An 18,018-nucleotide genomic window follows, 5' to 3' on the forward strand; every position below is an offset into this window, starting at 1 on the left:
GCTCCGGCGCCGACCCGCGCCATCCAATCCGACCGCCGCAAATGTTTCATGGTTCAAACAATCAAGCAAGCCATGCGGGCCGGCCGGTTTCGTCGTGGCATGTGCCATGTATGGTAATGCAGGGTCGCGGAGCGACAGATGGAGGCAACCTATGGCTGAAGCGAGCAGGACAAACCCGCAAGGCGTCGAGCGGCTCGGCTATCTCGGCCTTGGACTGATGGGGACATCCATGACCCGGCGCCTGCTCGAGACCGGCCATCAGGTCACTGTCTGGAATCGTTCGGAAGGGAAGGTGGCCGCGCTCGTCGAGGCCGGCGCCAGGCGTGCAGCCACCCCACGCGACTTGATGGAGAGCTCGGACATCGTCTTCATGTGCGTGACCGATGCCGCCGCCGTTGAAGAGGTGATCTTCGGGCCTGAAGGCCTTTCAACCGCTGCCGGAACAGGGAAGCTCGTGGTCGACTTTTCATCGATCCATCCTGACGCCGCACGGGACCTTGCAGCGCGGCTGAAAGCTGCGAATGGCGCGAGCTGGGTCGATGCACCGGTGTCTGGCGGCACCAAGGGCGCCGAGGAAGGCACCCTTGCGATCATGGCCGGCGGAGAAACAGGCGACATCGAGAGGGTTCGGCCCTATGTGCTCGCTATGGCACGCAGGTTCACCCACATGGGCCCGACCGGCGCCGGCCAGACTACAAAGCTCTGCAACCAGGTGATTGTCGGATGCGCGATGGCTGTGCTTGCCGAAGCAACGCGCCTTGCCGTGAACGCCGGAATCGACGCCAACCGGTTACCCGAAGCACTCGCCGGCGGCTTCGCGGACTCCATTCCGCTTCAGCTGTTCGTGCCGCGGATGGTCCAGGGCATTCACTCACCGCCGCTCGGTCACATCGCTACAATGCTCAAGGACCTCGATACGGTTGCCGATGTCGCGCAGACGACGTCAACGCCGGTGCCCATGGCTTCGCTTGCGGGACAACTTTTCAGGCTCGCCAAGGCCGCGCGAGGTGCGGATGCGGATGCACTCGAAATCTACAAGCTTTCGGCACGGGAGCGCTGAACTGTCCAGCGCGAGCTGGAGCACGTTAGGGTAACTTCTTGGGCTCGTCGTCGGCGAGAAATCGACCAAAGGCGCCCCGCGCGAACAGCAGCGGCTCCGTCGCATTGTAAGCGTAGGCCTCGACTGCACCGAGAAAGATCACATGGTCGCCGCCGTAATAGCGATTGACCGAGCGGCATTGAAAATTGGCGACGCTCTCGGCGAGCACCGGCGCGTTGCCGAGGCCCGGCGTCCAGTCAACACCGGTAAACTTGTCATCCGACGACTTGGCGAATTTGCTCGCAAGCGCCTGTTGCGAAGCGCCAAGCACATTGACGGTGAAATGACTGGCGTTCTGGAAGATGGTCAAACTGGACGAATAGACGACCAGGCTCCAAAGAACCAGCGGAGGATTCAGGGAGACCGAGGCGAACGAATTGCATGTCAGGCCATAGGGCTTGCCATCAGGCGCCGCGGCCGTGATGATCGTCACGCCCGTAGCGTAGGTGCCAAGCGCGCTGCGAAAATCACGGGGATCGATCGGCGAGCTGTCGTTCGCGAATTCGTTGGCTGGATCGGGAACGGCCGGTTGCTTCGGCAGATCATTCATCGGCCGGCCTCAAAGCGTGAGATTCTCGGACGGCAGGCCCAGCGCCACGCGTCCATAATTGGTCCCGGCCGCATCGAAATTGAACGCGAGATGCGAGTTGATCGCGTGCGCATCGCGGAACTGCCGCTGCAACACGCCCGTCGTGAACAAACCCCGCGCTCCGCTCGCGGCAAACAGCATCGAAACCGCATCCGTGCAGGAGTTTACTGAATAAGCCCCGTCGCGCCGGTATCTGGTCTTGGTCGCCATATCGGGGACATGACCGCGCCGCGCATCCTCCATGGCATTCAGACAGGCCGAGCGCATGATCAAGCGTGCGGCGTCGATCTTCGCCGAGGCCTCTGCGATCTTGATCTGGGTGCTTTGAAAGTCGCTCAGCTTGGCGTGGTTGTAGGTGGAAATGCGATGACGGACGACCTCCGCATAATCGTCGAGACACGCCTGCGCGTTCCCCAGCGCGACCCCGGAGAGGACGTAAGGAAACAGCGCGAACACGGGGAGCGCATACAGCGAATTAGGATTGAGCTCGCTTCCCGGAGTCGGACCGCCGGCAAGATCGCCCACCGCGACCGTCATGTAGTGGGGCACGAAAACGTCCCTGACCTCCACGTCGCAAGACCCTGTGCCGCGCAGTCCCGCGACATTCCAGGTATCAAGGACCTTGTAGTCGGCTTTCGGCAGCAGAAATATCCGATACTCGATGCCGTCTGCCTCATCGTCGGAGTAAACCACGCTTGCGAGCATGTTCCATGCGCAGGAGGCAACGCCCGAAGAGAAGGGCCAGCTGCCATGGAGCCGGTATCCCCCCTCCACTCTCGTGGCGCGTCCGGCGGGAAATATGAACGAGGATGCGATCAGCGCGTCCGGATCACGGCCCCAGACCATATCCTGCGCCGACGGCTCGAACATGCCGAGCATCCAGTGATGGCTCGCCAGATTGGCCAGATTCCAGGCCACCGAGGCGTCTGCTTGTCCGAGGAGGTCCGCGCAATCGATCAAGGCAACATAGTCGAGTTCTGCGCCGCCAATGCGCCTGGGCTGGAGCATCCGGAACAGGCCGGCCTCGTGGAGGTCCAGTTCGGTCTCCGGCGGCAGGTGCCGCAGCTCTTCCGTTCGTGCCGCGCGGTCTCGCAGCCGTGGTACGAGCGCCCGGGCCTTCGCGACCATTGCCGCATGGGCACGTTCATCGGATTGCGCCCCCGCGGGCTGGCCCACGCTCGGCTCTTGACCAGGCGCCATTGGTATCCCTCGCTTTCACGCAGTTATGAGGCGAGACTTTTGCCAAATCAAGCCGAGGCGGCGCCCGCTGGGTATGGTCGTCCTGAATCCGGCCGCCCGGGAAGGATGCGATGTCGCGAAGGCGATATCGCGACGCCGTGAACTGCGAATCGCGCCAGGCTTGGCCTGCAGGATCAGCCCCTCAGGCTCAAACCGACGCCGAGGGCTTACCTGAGCCAAAGACACCCCTTTGGGTGAACTGCGATATCCGACGCTCGTCATAACCGAGCGTATCACGTAAAACCTGCTCCGTGTGCTCGCCCAGCAGCGGAGCAGCCACAGGATCAACCGAACCGGTCAGGCTCATGGTAATCGGTGGCTCGATGTTCGGGACCCACTCCGCCGTACGATGCGGAATCCGGCTCAAGCGATGGCGCTCTCGCGCCTCCGGTGCATTGAACCCCTCCTCGACCGTCCGGAGATAGCCGACCGGGATGTTGGCGAGCTTCATCTTCGCCATCCAGCTCTCGAGGGTATCGCTTGCAAAGACCTCCGCGATGGCTGCTCGCAAAAGCTCCTTGTGCTCGGAGCGGGCTTTGCGCGTTGCAAACTGCGGATCGGTGATGAGATCAGGCCTGTTCAGCACCTCGACGACCAGCCTGCGATAGAGCCGGTCGTTGGCACACGCGATGTAGAGCGGCCCATCGGAGGCCTCGTAGACGCCGACGGTGGGAGACCCGCTCGGCGAATTACCGAACCGCCCAGGGTTCTCGCCGTTGATCAGATAAGCCATGCCGTAGAAGCTCGTCATGCCCATGGCGATGTCGAACAGGGCGACCTCGACATGCTGGCCGCGACCGAGCCGATCCCGCGCCAACAGCGCCAGCAGGATGGCGTTGCAGGCAGCCATCCCCGTCGCTATGTCGACGATGGGCGGGCCGGTGCGAACCGCCGGTCCATCGGCAAATCCGTTAAGCGACATGAAGCCGCTTTCCGCCTGCGTGATCGGATCAAAACCGGGACGCGAGGCAAACGGTCCGGTGCGCCCGTAGGCGGAGATCGAGCAATAGACCAGCCGCGGATTGAGCGGCGCAACAGCTTCATAATCGAGGCCAAATTTCTTCATGACCCCGCTGGAAAAGTTCTCGACGACCACGTCGGCCTTGCGAATCAGATCCAGCGCAATCTCACGAGCCTCCGGTACGGTCAGGTCGAGCGCGATGCCGCGCTTGTTGCGATTCAAGCTGAGATAGGCAGCACTCTCTCCACCGATCTCGGCGTGTTCATACGCACGCGTGTCGTCGCCGCCATCCGGATTCTCGATCTTGATGACGTGCGCGCCGAAATCAGCAAGCGTCTGCGTACAGGCCGGACCGGCAACCACACGCGTGAAATCGACGACCAGCAGACCATCGAGTGCGGTAGGCGCGCCCGTCGCCCGCGACGAACGTTCCGGCAATTGAGGCTTGGTGGGCATCGATAGGGCTCCCCTACATCGGCTTGTGGCCGCCGAATTTCCTGCGAGAGCAAACTTAAAGCCCGCCGCCGCTGACTTCGCAAGTGCTTCACCCGCATCGCTCGAATACGCAAAAAAGGGCCCGGCAGCTGTCAAGCTGCCGGGCCCTTGGACGTTTCGTGCTGCGCTTCATCTCGCGCGACCATTTTACGTTGTGCGAATCACGTGTCGCACCGCGGGAAACCTGGCTCCATTCGCTCAGCGAAGCCGCTTTCGCCAGTAAAGCGTATGCGACCAAGCCCAGGGCACATGGGGCTCAAAGAGCCGATAGCCCGCCCGGATGAAATTATTGGCAGACACCGGATTGTCCGTCGTATCCGAGACGATGCTGTCCCATCCAATACGCCGTCCCCTCGCCTCGATCACCCGCATCAGCCTGCACTGAAGATCACGTCCCCGATGCCGCTGCAACACACCGACCCTGGAGAAATAGCCGCCATTTCGAATGTGCGTTGAGGGCACGACACCGGCGAAGGCTACCGCCTCATCGCCGTGATAGGCAAGCCACCACGCCCCTAACTCGAATTGTGGCAAGGCAGCCGCATCGAAGAACGTCAACTGATGCAGATCAGCCAATGTCTCGGCGATGTCGTCATCGGATGCATCGACAATGCGAATTCTGTACATGAGACGGTCCATTGGCGAGGAATGACGTGAGTGGAAGTGCAGCAATGTCGTCGCGGTTGAGGCTCACTTGCCGAGCACGACCTTGACGCCTAGCCAAACCGCACCCATCAGGCCGGTGGCGATCACTGTAATGACGGCCTTGAAGGTGTAGCTCTGCGCCTGCTCCACGCTCGTTCGCCATCGGCGTAGGTGCTGAAAATCAGCCCTCAGTTCCTTTCGGTCGTCATCCTCGATTCCAAAAGAGGCCAGCACCGATGCCACCGTCCTCAATACGATCGCATCGATATTCGCCTGCTGAAGCCTGTGTTGCTCGGCCAGCGTCTCGGCAACGATTGCCCTGATTTCATCATCTGGCATCTTCACCGCTTGATGATCCTTGCGACATTTTCGAAGCCGCGCTTGGCGAAGTAGAAGGACACAACCAGGTTGGCTGTGATCGCCGCAAATCCCGCCAAGGCGTCCGTGGAGCCAATGCCGAGGACCTTGTCCCAGACCAGGAGTTTTGCGAAGTAAAGCGCGACGCAATAGCCCATCAATTTGTCCGGCTCCCACCAGTGTCCGATCTCCGCGATGCGGTACTGCATGACGGTTTTGGTTTCGACCGTCTGCGATGCGATCTCGCTCGCCGCGAGATCCGCGGCGATCTTGGTGTCGACATTTTCAGCCTTCAGCTTCGCGCTGTAGGCGTCGATCAGCGCCTTGACGACGGGGCCGCCGAGAAACGAGATGATCGTCATCCACATTGGTCGTTCCTCCGAAGAGTTCTCAGGCGTGAGATGATCGTCACGACGGAGATCACCAGCAGGATGCGTCCCGTTGTCTTGACGTCGCCGATGGCCGAGCTGATCTGGTCCTTGACACCGGGATCACCCAGCGTGTCGGCGAGATCATCGATGAACGAAGCCAGCGCACCGGCGAACGCGATGCAATAGCTCCAGGCGATGGTCATGGAGTGCATGCAGGCCGTTTTGATCCTTGCGAGCATCACGATTTGTCCCTCAGCGCCGAAAGTCTTGCCTCGAGCGACTTGATCAGGATGTCGGTGCCGGTCACGAACCGGAGGACCGGGTCCTTGCAGAACCAACAGGCGCCAAAGCCCGCGGCGAAGAGGAGGATGTCGAGGATCGTCCGCATGTTCATTTCCTTCCAAGAATCGCTCGGACCAGGTTGATCACGAACGCGCCGATCGAGCCCTTCGACGGGTTCGTCAGTGACGGCCTCGCCGGGTCGCCGGCGGTCGGGCTCTTTGCACTCTTCGTCGCCGCAAAGCCGATCTCGGGATCGAGCTCCATCAGAGCGATCATGAGCGCCGCGCATCCCAGTTGAGAATCGACCTTGCTTGGATCGTAGACGCCGTCCCGGACGTACTTTCCGGCGCGGTATTGGTTGGTGCCGGACCAGAGATAGGGCGACGGCACACCCCGGGCTGCGTAGCCAATGCCGTTGTAGGTCTCGAGCGCGGTCAACGCTGCCGCGATCGACCAGTCCTTGTGGCGCGCGAGGAAGGGCGGACACTCGGCCAGCGCATCGATGGCTGCCGCCTCCCATGACTCGAACGGGCCTCGCCCGGCTGGAACGTGAACCGACACGCGGTTCCAGGAGTCCCCCTGGGCCAGCGAAGCCCTCCAGTCCTGGGAGGACTCCCGTTCGTGAATGACCGCAATGGCGGGCCAGGGGACACCGGTCTCCCGCCCGACGGCCTGGTAACGATGTCTGGCCTTGTGGAGGCGAGCAGCGACATTGGCGGCCTCGGCTTTCCGGGTCGGCTTGGCTCTTGACCAGCGGTCGGCGTTCGCCCGAGCGAGGGCGTTTAGGTCTACCATGGGTTGACTCGGTTGGGGGTTGTAGTAGTAGCCTCAAGTCATGCTCGAGGATGTTCATTTTTTAGTTCGATGCCTGCGCTACAGGCTGAGAACCGAAAGTTTGCAGATCAAGACCCTTCTGCGCTTGCGGCTGACTGGCGCCACTGTTCTGGACATTGGCGCCAATAAGGGCATCTACTCGTATTGGCTAGCTAAAGCAGTTGGAACGCACGGTCGAGTTCTCGCAATCGAACCTCAGCCGGAAATGTCCGAGTATATTCGTCAACGCCGCCTCGGATCGACTGTCGAGATAGTCAATCTTGCTTTGTCCGACGCCGATGGCGTCTCCCAACTATCAAGAAAGCGTCCCGGAGACGGGAGTGCCTCCCTCTCCAGAAACATCGGCACTTCGATACCTGTTAAGCTCGCGAAACTAGACGATATTGGACCAATCTCGAATTTGAAATTTATCAAGTGCGACGTAGAGGGGCATGAACTGAAGGTTTTTCGTGGCGGAGAAAACCTGATTCGCAAATTTTCTCCTGTCATACAATTTGAGAGCATGTCGGGAGAAATTGCCCCGTTGCTAGAATTCTTCAGCGATCTCGGCTATTTGGGCATTATGTTTCTTGGGAAGACATACGCACGGATAGAAGAACTCTCACGAACTCCTCATCCCAAGTTCGGATTGAGCGGCCATCGAGATTTTATCTTTTTTCCAAAAGACGCTGTCGGATCAATCATCCCGCAAGATCATCAAATGATGCGGTGGTATAGAGCCCTCTAAATAATCCGCAGCAGCTTACTAGCGATGATCGTTGGTTGTGTATTGTTATGAGCGTTGCCACTGCCTGATGCGACGTTATTGATCGCGATACCGGTAGTCGCCGATCCCGTATTTTGGGAGGAATAGGTGGAAAACGGTGCGTTGCCGCCGGATGCTGGCTTCTGTTCACCCATCTCGGCGCGCTGATACGAGTGCGCGTGTCCAGGATCGGTTAGTGTATTCAAGTGTGTATGTGAGGCCAGTTGTGCAGTTGTCAGCGAATGGCTTTCCGAGCCACCCGTCGCACCAAGATTGGTCGCCGTGCCCCCAAAGTAAGGCGACGTCAGACGGCCAGCCACAGCGCCACCCATGTCATCCTTGCCCGCAACTACCCGCCCTCGCAGATCGGGGATGTTGAACGTCGTCGATCCGTCGCCCGTGCCATAAGCGGTGCCAAGAAGCGAAAACAGCGTTGCATACGTCGTGCGCGATATGGCCTGTCCATACATCAGTGCGAAGGAGCTGTTCGGCGCAGACGATCCCCAGAAATCCAGGCTGCCGCCGATCGGAATATTGTATGGATTGCCGAAGACGTTCTGCAGAAGAAACAACCCAGTGCTGTTATTGTAGAGCGCAACATAAGGCGTGCCCGCAACCAGGAGGCCAACCGGCATTTCCGTGTTGGGGTCGGGTCGGATGGACTTCGCGCCGAGCCCGTCGACATTGAGAGTGACGTTCGGCGAGCCTGCCGCGTTCGTTACGTGGGGCGTAAAAGCGACCATCTGGCCATTCAATTGCGAGAGCGACTGAAACACCTGATAGGTGTTGACCGCATAGGCCGTGCTGGTCCCGCTCGTCACGATCGCGCCTGCGACATCATCTCGGTATTTCGCCATCGCCGCCATCATCGCGCGTGCCGAGTCGTTGACGCTGGCGGGTGACTGGCCCTCCGCCCAGTTGATCGTGGAATCCGCGGTCGCGTCGGCGGACGCCATCTGAGACCATTTGTAGAGAGTCATACTGCATCCCTAATTGGAAAGCGGCGCCGTGGGCGCCATCATGAGCTTTGATAATGTCGCCGCTGCGGACCATCAGTCGGGCATTTTCGTCTCTCTGCTGCACAGCTCGATATACTGCGCGCAGCGACAAGACGGGGCCCGAGCCGTCAGGAGGTTGCGGATCACACCCGGGGGGACGCCGGGGCTCTCGCTTGCGATTCCGGCGACACGTGCGTCGATGATCCCGTCGATTTCGGCGCGCAGCTCCTGGATCCTATCCTCAATTCTTGTCACCCGGTGCTGCTGTTGCTTCATTGCCATTGGTCTTTTCGTCCTTCGTTTGAGCTTCGAATGCCGCCAGCTTCTGGCGGGCGGAGGCAGCATCGTTCTGCGCACGCCGGAGTGCGCGTTCCCGCTGAGCTTCGTGCGAGGCGAGATGAACCTGGATGTCGTAGGATAGCGCGCCGAACTGTTGTTTGAACCGCTCCGGCCACGACCGTGGCGGAGGAATCGCCGCAATCCCGCTCATCGCGCTTGCCGGCAGGCCGCCTAGTGTGGGATCCGCAAGACCGAGCGCGACATGCATCCGCGATATGTCCTGAACGGCCGGCCACAACCGGCTCATGCCGAGCGACGCACAGTCGGCCACAAAACGCGCCACCGATTCAGGCGTCGCCGGACAGGCGGTCGCGCCGTTCAGCTCACACCATTTGACGAACATGGGCGCATCGCGCAGTCGTGCTTGCGCAAGCGCCGTCAGTAGCGGATGGGTCATCGCTTCGCTTTGCGCAGCGCTTCGTGGAGATCGCCCATGCGCCGGCGCACATCGACGAGTTGAACGCGCCTTCGCAGGCTGTGAGGGCTGGAATCGATCTCGCCGGCCAGCTCGGAATCGAACTGCTCGAGCGCGGCCACACGTTTCCGCAAGCCGTAGAGCGCGAAGTTCTCTGCGATCCGATCCGGCGACATTGGTTCGCCATAGAGATTGCCAGTGATGGATGCGGCGCGTTCAATTCGGTTTCTGTCGTCCTCGCTCATGGTGCGTTGTCCTGTCGTAGATTCACATTAATCGGCTCGGCGGTACAGCCAGGGATAGTAAGACTGGTCGCCTTCCAGGAGATCGGCCAGCTGTCGGCGAACGATATCGTAGACCCGCGGACGATCAGACTCCCCGATCGTTATCTCTGGATTTAGGGGAGGCAGATACTGCCGCTCGATCGTGGCCATCATGAATTCCTCTGGAAATATGCCGATCCTGCCCGTCGATCAACGCAAGATCGCGGGAGGATTCGGCTGACGATTAAGGTGATGAAAGTCGACGAGTGGCGCTCTCGAACGCCGAACTATCTCAAATCTGAAAATTGGAGATACAGGAGCCCCAAATGAATATTTTGGACGACTTCGTTTCTCTTGCGAGCGTGCCCATCGTAGATGCGCAGCCAAAGCATCGGCTGAGCAAGGTCGCCTTCAGCGCGCTGCTCCCCGTCCGAAAAATAGCAGCAACCGATACTGCGGCTACGACCACCATCGGCAAAGACGACCACCTTATGGCGCCCCGAACGCTGTACGTTCAACGATATCATCAGATCCGACTTCGTCAGCTCTATCGTGCATGGCCTGTCATACTGGCATTCCTTCGCGGTCCCCGTTTCGTTGAGCGAGCTCGTTGTACCCGCGGCGACGTCCTCCCTCGTCGTGCCGTCGAAGGCATAGGAAACAGCGTAATCACCGGCAAATGCGTCGACCGATAGAAGAAGACCGATTGCGGCGATCGTGACGGGCAGGATACGTCTCAACAGCATGGGCATCCTATTCTCTATCAAACGGCTTGATTGGGCGTCAAACAAGGTACACTCGTTGTCGATCTTTCCGCAGACGGTTGTGGTACATACCGTTCACTGCCGGCCCCCTTTCTTCGCCTGGTAGAGGGCAACCGCGTCCTTGAGATCGCCCGTGCTCGAAAGTCGTGCACTCAGCGTCCGCAGATCGTGCTGCTCGCCCTCACCCCGCCGCGCCGCCATGCCCGGCCTCTGCACCGGCGGCATCGGCTTTGCCGTGACAGCGTCCTTAGCTTTTATCATCAGCCGGTATTTGCCGGCATCATACTGAAGCCCGCGGAAGATGATCAGCCCGTCCCCGGGCGTCTCGATCTTGTCGCTAAAAACCTTGAAGCCGTGGCCGAGGCCAAGACTTGCGATCTTGCCCTCAATCAGCCGCTTGGACGATTGCGCCAGCGTCCGCTGCGCCTCGCGGATGCAGACCGCGAGCATGCCACGTTCGGCCTGGCAAGTCTCGACCAGAAGCTCGCCGAAGAAATGCGATTTGCCTGAGCCGCGCCCGCCGAAAACGCCCTTGTAGCGCGCAGGTTGCAACAGCGGCTCGAAGATCTTCGCCGTCGGAATTTTCAGAATGGACAATGGATATACCCGCTCGCGTTACGGCCGGCCGGTACGCCTGCGCCACATCGCGGACCAGTCTTCGTTATTTGGTATGTCGGGTTGTCCCAGCGGAGCTTGATCGAAACCAGCAAGGACGTCGCCTCCGGAAGGCGAAGGCCACGATCCGAATCGTCCCTCGAAGTCGCTTTGCGGCGAAGGCGGAAACGAAGCGTCGGGAGGAATAAAAGGCACCGATACGCCATCACTCGATTGAAAGCGGATCGATCCGATTGTCCGACAGGCATTTTCCTCAGAACCCGCACATTCTTCGGCGCGGGTCACAGGAACGAAGTCCGCATCCTGGAGATACCGCTGATGCTCCGGAACGTAAGCTGGCGGGCTCGGCGCGGGCAACTCTCGTTGATTCCAAAATGCCTGAGGATCGAGACGATGCCCGGCGTCATCGATCAATTGATAATGAAGATGATGATCACCACCCTCCACGTATTTCTCGCGCACTCCCATGTTACCCATCGCACCGACCATCTGCCCCGCGACAACCCGATCGCCAATGCTGACATATTGCCTATGCGTGTGTAGCAGGTCGTGTGACACACCATCTGCGTCCCTGATCGCTATGCGACCTGCAGTTCCTTCACCGGCATTCGTCACGATACCATCGACCGGAGACCGCAATGCGGGATGCCTGAGATTGATCCTCTGTTGTCCGTTTGGCCCGACGTTGTAGTTCGCATCCACGCCACGATGGGGCGATGTGCCAACGTCCCGGATTGCGCCGTATGGGCTGGTGGTGTGCGGTTGAAAGCCGTCGGTCGGCGGCAACATTCGTCGCAGGGCATGCTCCCAAGACACATAAATCTCCACTTCGTAGATCGATTGAAGGCAAACCGGCCGCGCTAAAACGTACTCCACTTGCTCAACTTATGGTCAATCCGCTATTCTGAGGTTGACGCCCTCGGACAGCTCACCACCACACCTTGTGCAGGATCGGACTCGTGAAACTGAATCGAATGAAACGCCTCACCTCATTATTGATGCTTGTCGCGCCTTTGTTGCCGTGCGCTGGCCTGTCGCTCCACGCCCAGGAAAGCGCCAAAACGGCCCCAGACAGATGGCGCCCAAAGGACGGCACCTATGCAGCGCCCGGCCCCGAATTCGGTGCGAGATGCGGGGAGTACGGCGACACTCAGATCGATTGGAACTCAAAATTTATCTCGGGCGGCGAGGAGGGCTGCAAGATCTCCAGACTGTCGGATGCCGTTCCCGGCAGCATCAAACTTGATGTGGTCTGCGAGTCCGCTGACAGAGAAGGACGGCCGTACAAAGAGATCATTCTCCTGAAGAAGATCGACGAGAAGACGATTTTCATACGCGAAACCCAAGACGGAAAGTTCAAGCGTCCCGGAGGTCGGATGGCCTATTGTCCGGACGAGCTGCAACGTTTGTATAGCGAGTCCAATAAGAAGAGTTGATCCGAGTTCGATCAATTGATCGCTGACCTATTGCAGCGACAAGGTTCAGCGCGCCTATGCCGGGCAACGCCGGACCAACAACTAGCAGTAGGATTATCGAAACGAAAAACCCGCGGCCAATTGCTCGGCGCGGGCGGATCCAACTAAATCTCGATGATGCCATTCTGCCGGTGTTTTGCCCGACGAGTCAAACGGTCAATCGGGCGCAAGTGCAAATCAACAACGTCGGCAACTCAGGCATCGGGTACGACGTCCCCGTCACCAGGGCTTTCCGGATGCACGATGACGCGCTCGACCCGGTGAACAAAATCAGGTGCTCCATCTTCGCCGTTCTCGATCGGCTGCGCGGCCTTGCCCCAGCCACGGTCGAGGATGGCGTTGGCGGCCGACACGCGGGCCGCCGGCGTCGCGTCATCGCTGCGCATGATGCCGACGAGGACGCGGATTGCGGTTCTGGTGTGGCTTCGCGCCAGCGACCGGATCTCGGTCAGCGATCGCACCTTGGACGTCTTCCTGGCCGTGGGCGAGCGAACCGACTCGCCGGCGCTCTCACATTCGACCTCCTCACTCAAGAAAGCATCTCCCAAAGCACGATTGCGACGAGGCCCGCGAGCGCGAGCGATATCAGATAGGCGGTCATTGTCCCTCCATGAAAAGAAATGCGCGGCAGATCGCGTGACGAAGCACGATCGTTTCGGGCGCAAACCCTATCTCCGTTCCCGGAGACCGCAGCGGCGCGAGCAAATGCCCAGCGCCGCGACCGGCACGTTCGCGCGTGCACGGCCAGCAATGGTTCGGACGACGGCGCGCCGATCGGCGCTCCAGGTTTGACGAGTGCGTGGCCGCAATGCGCCACCGCCGTCCGATCTCGAATCGAGACGAAAAAACCCGCGGCGGATGTTTTCCGCGCGGGTGAACCAACTCGTCTCGATGATGTCATTCTGCCGGTGTTTTGCCCGACGTGTCAAAACCTCGTTGAATTAAAAAGCCCGCCGCAGATCGCTCCGCGCGGGCTCAACAAAACGTCTTTCGATGATGCCATTCTGCCAGTGTTTTGCCCGACGTGTCAAACGAACGAATTCGCCAAGGCTGCGTTACCGCAATCAGGAGGACCGGCAGATGACACGCAACACTACGTCCCAACAGACGTCGCGAAATCTTCCAGGACAAAAGCCGCGCATCGACAAGGAGCGCAACACGCGAGAGGCCATCGTTGAAGACGCCGGTGAGACCGAGGACAAGGGCCGCGATCTCGTGCACGGCGACGGCGGCACCATCGACCTTCCCACCAAGCCCGGCGATTTGTCGAAGGATGACTAGGCCGCTCCCGCAGGCGGCACACATCTCGATGATGCCATTCTGCCGGTGTTTTGCCCGACGTGTCAACGCGGCGAACGCGGAAGAGGGATTTACTCTCCCCACTCAGATATGTGGTGTGCAACGGGCTTGCTTCAAGCCCCCGGCCCTGCCGTAGAACCCTCGACCCGAACAATATCCAAACTCGAGAGGGTCACCGCATGTCCGTGTTGCTTCCGACGTCTCGGCCGCGCGGCCACACCACACCGGCCCGCGCCGGCAACGCGACCGACCACACCGTGGTGATCGTCGGCGGTGGCCCGACCGGCTTGATGCTGGCCGCGGAGCTCGCGCTCGCGCATGTCGACGTTGCCGTGGTCGAACGGCGCGCCGATCAGGAATTGGTCGGCACGCGCGCCGGCGGCCTGCACGCGCGCAGCATCGAGATCCTCGATCAGCGCGGCGTCGCGGATCGTTTCCTGCGCGAAGGCCAGATCACCCAGCTCGCGGGCTTCGCCTGGACCAGGCTCGACATCGGCGACCTCCCCACCAGGCACGCTTACGGGCTCGCATTGCGGCAGAGCCACATCGAGCGCATCCTGGCCGACTGGGTCAGCGAGCTCGCGGTGCCGATCTATCGGAACCTCGAGGTGACGGGCTTCGCGCAGGACGAAACCGGCATCGACGTGACGCTCCCCGGCGGCGAGACCTTGCGCGCGAATTATCTGGTCGGCTGTGACGGCGGCCGCAGCCTGGTGCGCAAGGCCGCCGGCATCGAGTTCGCCGGCACAGGTCCGACGCTGAGCAACCTCATGGCCGAGGTCGAGATGCGCCAAGAACCGGCTTGCGAGCCCGCATGGGGCCTGCGCCACGACGCGCTCGGCTTTCACGGCCTCAGCAAGACCGAGAGCGGACGCGTGCTGGTGGTCGTGACCGAAGCGACGCTCGCCCGTACCGGCGAACCCGGCTTGCGCGATCTCAGCGAGGCCCTCGTCGCCGTGTACGGCACCGACTTCGGACTGCACAACCCGTCCTGGATCTCCCGCTTCACCGATGCAGCACGGCAGGCCGTGTTCTATCGCAAGGGACGCGTGCTGCTCGCCGGCGATGCCGCGCATATCCATCATTCCGTCGGCGGACAAGGCCTCAACATCGGCGTGCAGGACGCGGTCAATCTCGGCTGGAAGCTCGCGCAAGTGGTCAAAGGCGTTTCGCCGGACAGCCTGCTCGACACCTACCACACAGAGCGCCATCCCGTCGCCGCGCGCGTGCTGCGCAACACCATGGCGCAAATCGCCCTGCTCCGCCGCGGCGAGGACGGCCTCAAGGCCGCGCGTGAGGTCGTCTCCGAACTGCTCGCGATGGACGCGCCGCGCCGGCGTTTTGGCGCGATGATGAGCGGGCTCGACGTGCACTATGATCTCGGCAAAGGACATCCACTGCTCGGGCGCCGCATGCCCGATCTCGATTTGACGGTCGACGGGCAGCCGCTGCGACTGTTCACGCTGCTGCACGGCGCGCGCGGCTTGCTGCTCAATTTCAGCAAGACAGGCGGCCTCGACATCGCGCCCTGGGCAGGTCGCATCGATCGCATCGACGCCGAGTGCGAAGGCCCGTGGCAGCTTCCGGCGATCGGACAGGTCGCAGCGCCAGGCGCCGTGCTGGTGCGGCCCGACGGGCACGTGGCCTGGGTGGGAGATGGGAGCCAATGCGGACTCGCGGAGGCGTTGACGAGGTGGTTCGGACCGCATGCGGCATAACGCATGAACGTCCGACGGGCTGTCGGAACAAACAAAGCCCGCGGAATTCCGCGGGCTTGAACCAGGCACCTTTTCGATGATGCCATTCTGCCAGTGTTTTGCCCGACGTGTCAAAAGAAAGACCTCGAACGACATTCGCACGTCTCAAAACCTGCATTTCACTCCGGCCGAAGCAACGGCCGTATCCAGCGCGCGAACCACTCCTCAGCGTCATTGTGCGGACTGCCTGCGCCATCCACTCCAAAGATCGGTGGCGGAATGAAATAGCTTGGCTCATTCGCAAACGGGCCGGTCGGCCTGCTCGGTTCCGGCTGCCGGCCGTCAGCGGTCGGCATGGTCCAGTTGCCAAACCGATCGTTAAATTTCGTGGAAGACAGATAAGGGACTGGCGCATTTCCTGACGTGAAAACGCTGCCCGCATTCGACTCATTGACGCGGGTGAGACGGCGGACCTCTTCGGGTGCGACTACTCTCGCGGCTGGAGGGAGCAGTGGTTCTGGCGAGTTTTGGGCAGGCATGGTGCCGGCCGGCGTGTCGATCCAGTTTCCGAAGCGATCTACAAATCTACCGGCCCGCCCCGTTTCTGGACCAAGGATCCTGCTCTCAGTTTGCGATAATCCTGATGGTCCGGCAGAATTGTCCCGACCATTACCAGAGCGTAGACCAGGAACGTTGACGTCGAACGCTTTGTAGGGAGCCGCACCACCGTTGGAAAAGACGCTGCCATCTGCAACCTTGGCATCGTTGGGGGTAGTTGCCGAGAAAGCGGGTCGGGTGAGAGCGGCGGCAGTTAAGCCTGCGAGCAACGCAGCGCCAAAGCCTTGTGTTCCAGGTATCATCATGGCTCCTGCACCAAGCACACCTGCTCCCATTAGCAACGCGGAGCCTTGATCGGGAGGTGCTTGCGGCCCGAGCACCGGCGACCCATCAGAGAGCCGCGTGAGCGGTTGGCCTGTCTCTGAATGGAATTGCAAGACCTGCGGCTCCGGCGGCGCTGCCGTGGTCGGAGGCAATTCACCAAGCCGTTGTTCATTTGGCCTTAGCGCAGGAAAAGCCGGCAGCACACCTGTGAGGCGCGGATCAATTCGCGTGAGCCTTTCTTGTTCGTTCAGACCGACGAGAGAAGGTGAACTGTAGCCCGGCAGCGGCGGAAAGTCGCTCGCGTCTGCCTGTGTCGAGCCGGGTATCCGAAAGATGCTTGAGGAGGGATCAAAGGGCGTGAACTCGGACCAAGGCGTCTCCTTCAAGTCTTTGTTGCCGGGCGTTATGTTGAGGCCATGGTTATCGGCGATTGCCTTACTGAGCTGCTTTTCCCTGTCGAAATTGCCCAAGTACGGCGACAATTTGATGAGGTGACTTCCCGTCCGCCTGAGCTCGCGGATTCTCTTCTGCTTTTCGGGGTAATCGGCAAGATATTTTCCACGACCGGCAAGCAAGCTCTCGTTGATAGATGTCACATCAGCGCCGGCGCTCGGGTTGTTCGTGAAAAGGTCGCCATTCGCAAGGGCAATTCTCATCGCATCTTGCAGATCCTCTATAGCCCTTGAGCGAAGAATAGAGTCAGAAATCTCGGCAATCGCGTCAAGCTCTTTGCAAGCAGCGTAGTATGATTCGAGATGCCCACCGGGATGAGGAGACAACCCCATTTCGGCAGCGAGCAGCCGACTTCTCGGAAGATAAACAATATTTTCAGGTGCATCCAAATCCACTCCTTCCAAGGCCTTACGGCCCGCACAGTGCTCCGGAATAATATGGTGAGCCCATAGAATTGAAGTTCGCATGATGTCCCTCAGGAGGATTCAGCGGCCGCTTGAGCCGTCAAATGTCCAAAGCATTATTGAATTTGATTCCGAGAAGGCCGGCTTCCTTGCAGGCATCCTTGAGCGCCTGATCGCAAATAACCGTCCTAAAGCAGAAGGCCATTCGGAATACGTGTGCACTCCCGACCGCGTCTTTGTTGAAGACGAGTTTGGCGCCGCTCCCGAACTTGTAATATTTCTTGCCGAAATCGTTGTACTTTGGGTCGTCTCGAATACCTATCTCAAGCCGTGACTGCTCTTCGTCTAGCGCGTCCAGGACGCGAGTGGCATCGCACAACCAGTATCGCGGGCCATCGTAAGTCCCCCGGGAAACACTCACGTCGCATGCTGCAAATGCGAATCCGGCATGATCGACGGTTTGAAAGACCATCTTCGCTGGGTCGGACAGCAGCCAAAAGGAGTGAAATTCTCTGATGTCCAAAGGTTGTCGTACGCGCTTTTTCTCAAACAGGAAGCGCGGCTGCTCGGAGTATTCCGGAAATCCCCGCCGTCCCGGTGGCGGCGCAAGAACTCGCGTGCCAGGAGCGAGAGCAGCAGCGTTCTCCCAGGTCAGACGGGGGCGGGCGGGGCGGTAGTCGAGGGCCATTTCATAGTACTGTCCCTTCCGTACGCTGCGGCGACGCGATCCAACCTTCTCGTTATCGTCATTCATGATGGCCTGCTCGACTTTGCCGGTTTCAAGAGTAACGTCGTTA

General features: G+C 60.3%; 22 protein-coding genes and 1 pseudogene. 5 read left to right on the plus strand and 18 right to left on the minus strand.

What is annotated here, in order from left to right; genetic code table 11:
• Nucleotides 1-151 precede the first annotated feature (151 nt).
• Entirely contained in the window at nucleotides 152-1,060 is a 909-nt protein-coding gene (locus IVB27_RS12095; protein ID WP_247443807.1) for an NAD(P)-dependent oxidoreductase, read from the plus strand.
• A gap of 25 nt (nucleotides 1,061-1,085) precedes the next feature.
• Here the strand turns inward: IVB27_RS12095 and IVB27_RS12100 are convergent, their stop codons facing one another.
• The 9 genes from IVB27_RS12100 to IVB27_RS12140 all read right to left on the minus strand — a co-directional run bounded on the left by IVB27_RS12100 (nucleotide 1,086) and on the right by IVB27_RS12140 (nucleotide 6,833).
• A complete protein-coding gene (locus tag IVB27_RS12100; protein WP_247443809.1) occupies nucleotides 1,086-1,649 on the minus strand; it encodes a flavin reductase family protein in 564 nt (187 codons plus the stop codon).
• 9 nt (nucleotides 1,650-1,658) lie between these two features.
• A complete protein-coding gene (locus IVB27_RS12105; protein ID WP_247443811.1) occupies nucleotides 1,659-2,888 on the minus strand; it encodes an acyl-CoA dehydrogenase family protein in 1,230 nt (409 codons plus the stop codon).
• A gap of 187 nt (nucleotides 2,889-3,075) precedes the next feature.
• Entirely contained in the window at nucleotides 3,076-4,344 is a 1,269-nt protein-coding gene (locus IVB27_RS12110; protein WP_247444027.1) for a CaiB/BaiF CoA transferase family protein, read from the minus strand.
• Nucleotides 4,345-4,581: 237 nt separating this feature from the next.
• Nucleotides 4,582-5,010: a GNAT family N-acetyltransferase gene (locus IVB27_RS12115; protein WP_247443813.1), complete on the minus strand. Its 429-nt coding sequence runs from the start codon at nucleotides 5,008-5,010 to the stop codon at nucleotides 4,582-4,584.
• A 63-nt stretch (nucleotides 5,011-5,073) separates the two neighbouring features.
• Nucleotides 5,074-5,373, minus strand: coding sequence for a hypothetical protein (locus tag IVB27_RS12120; RefSeq protein ID WP_247443815.1), 300 nt, complete (start codon nucleotides 5,371-5,373; stop codon nucleotides 5,074-5,076).
• A complete protein-coding gene (locus IVB27_RS12125; RefSeq protein WP_247443817.1) occupies nucleotides 5,370-5,753 on the minus strand; it encodes a hypothetical protein in 384 nt (127 codons plus the stop codon). The genes IVB27_RS12120 and IVB27_RS12125 overlap by 4 nt, the downstream gene beginning before the upstream one ends.
• Nucleotides 5,744-5,995 (minus strand): hypothetical protein, encoded by a 252-nt coding sequence (locus tag IVB27_RS12130; protein ID WP_247443819.1) that lies wholly within the window; start codon nucleotides 5,993-5,995, stop codon nucleotides 5,744-5,746. Before IVB27_RS12130 ends, IVB27_RS12125 begins: the two co-directional genes overlap by 10 nt.
• Nucleotides 5,995-6,144 carry a hypothetical protein gene (locus IVB27_RS12135; RefSeq protein ID WP_247443820.1) on the minus strand — a complete coding sequence of 50 codons (150 nt, stop codon included), beginning with the start codon at nucleotides 6,142-6,144 and terminating at the stop codon, nucleotides 5,995-5,997. The genes IVB27_RS12130 and IVB27_RS12135 overlap by 1 nt, the downstream gene beginning before the upstream one ends.
• A 2-nt stretch (nucleotides 6,145-6,146) precedes the next feature.
• Nucleotides 6,147-6,833: a hypothetical protein gene (locus IVB27_RS12140; RefSeq protein WP_247443821.1), complete on the minus strand. Its 687-nt coding sequence runs from the start codon at nucleotides 6,831-6,833 to the stop codon at nucleotides 6,147-6,149.
• Nucleotides 6,834-6,933: 100 nt separating this feature from the next.
• On the opposite strand from IVB27_RS12140, the gene IVB27_RS12145 reads away from it, so the two are divergent.
• Nucleotides 6,934-7,599: an FkbM family methyltransferase gene (locus tag IVB27_RS12145; RefSeq protein ID WP_247443822.1), complete on the plus strand. Its 666-nt coding sequence runs from the start codon at nucleotides 6,934-6,936 to the stop codon at nucleotides 7,597-7,599.
• On the opposite strand, the gene IVB27_RS12150 is transcribed toward IVB27_RS12145, so the two are convergent.
• The 6 genes and pseudogenes from IVB27_RS12150 to IVB27_RS12175 form a co-directional block, all read right to left on the minus strand.
• Nucleotides 7,596-8,597, minus strand: coding sequence for a phage tail protein (locus IVB27_RS12150; protein ID WP_247443823.1), 1,002 nt, complete (start codon nucleotides 8,595-8,597; stop codon nucleotides 7,596-7,598). The genes IVB27_RS12145 and IVB27_RS12150 overlap by 4 nt on opposite strands.
• A 259-nt stretch (nucleotides 8,598-8,856) precedes the next feature.
• Complete coding sequence (locus tag IVB27_RS12155) at nucleotides 8,857-9,351, minus strand: hypothetical protein (RefSeq protein WP_247443825.1); 495 nt, start codon at nucleotides 9,349-9,351, stop codon at nucleotides 8,857-8,859.
• A complete protein-coding gene (locus IVB27_RS12160; protein ID WP_247443826.1) occupies nucleotides 9,348-9,614 on the minus strand; it encodes a hypothetical protein in 267 nt (88 codons plus the stop codon). Before IVB27_RS12160 ends, IVB27_RS12155 begins: the two co-directional genes overlap by 4 nt.
• A 305-nt stretch (nucleotides 9,615-9,919) precedes the next feature.
• Nucleotides 9,920-10,384, minus strand: a complete 465-nt coding sequence (locus IVB27_RS12165; protein WP_247443828.1) for a hypothetical protein — start codon at nucleotides 10,382-10,384, stop codon at nucleotides 9,920-9,922.
• 297 nt (nucleotides 10,385-10,681) lie between these two features.
• A pseudogene (locus IVB27_RS12170) lies at nucleotides 10,682-10,993 on the minus strand (phage terminase large subunit); the annotation flags it as partial.
• 18 nt (nucleotides 10,994-11,011) lie between these two features.
• A complete protein-coding gene (locus IVB27_RS12175; protein ID WP_247443829.1) occupies nucleotides 11,012-11,800 on the minus strand; it encodes a M23 family metallopeptidase in 789 nt (262 codons plus the stop codon).
• A gap of 170 nt (nucleotides 11,801-11,970) precedes the next feature.
• On the opposite strand from IVB27_RS12175, the gene IVB27_RS12180 reads away from it, so the two are divergent.
• Nucleotides 11,971-12,447, plus strand: coding sequence for a hypothetical protein (locus tag IVB27_RS12180; protein WP_247443830.1), 477 nt, complete (start codon nucleotides 11,971-11,973; stop codon nucleotides 12,445-12,447).
• Nucleotides 12,448-12,680: 233 nt separating this feature from the next.
• Here IVB27_RS12180 and IVB27_RS12185 read toward each other — a convergent pair whose 3' ends face one another.
• Entirely contained in the window at nucleotides 12,681-13,019 is a 339-nt protein-coding gene (locus tag IVB27_RS12185; protein WP_247443831.1) for a hypothetical protein, read from the minus strand.
• Between the two features lie 547 nt (nucleotides 13,020-13,566).
• Here IVB27_RS12185 and IVB27_RS12190 point away from each other — a divergent pair.
• Together IVB27_RS12190 and IVB27_RS12195 are read left to right on the plus strand one after the other, a co-directional pair.
• A complete protein-coding gene (locus tag IVB27_RS12190; protein WP_247443832.1) occupies nucleotides 13,567-13,767 on the plus strand; it encodes a hypothetical protein in 201 nt (66 codons plus the stop codon).
• Between the two features lie 197 nt (nucleotides 13,768-13,964).
• Nucleotides 13,965-15,503, plus strand: a complete 1,539-nt coding sequence (locus IVB27_RS12195) for an FAD-dependent monooxygenase (protein ID WP_247443833.1) — start codon at nucleotides 13,965-13,967, stop codon at nucleotides 15,501-15,503.
• Between the two features lie 158 nt (nucleotides 15,504-15,661).
• Here the strand turns inward: IVB27_RS12195 and IVB27_RS12200 are convergent, their stop codons facing one another.
• A complete protein-coding gene (locus IVB27_RS12200) occupies nucleotides 15,662-17,284 on the minus strand; it encodes an AHH domain-containing protein (RefSeq protein WP_247443834.1) in 1,623 nt (540 codons plus the stop codon).
• Between the two features lie 37 nt (nucleotides 17,285-17,321).
• Complete coding sequence (locus tag IVB27_RS12205) at nucleotides 17,322-17,975, minus strand: imm11 family protein (protein ID WP_247443835.1); 654 nt, start codon at nucleotides 17,973-17,975, stop codon at nucleotides 17,322-17,324.
• Between the last annotated feature and the right edge of the window lie 43 nt (nucleotides 17,976-18,018).

This window comes from Bradyrhizobium sp. 197, from assembly GCF_023073375.1.
Lineage (GTDB): Bacteria > Pseudomonadota > Alphaproteobacteria > Rhizobiales > Xanthobacteraceae > Bradyrhizobium.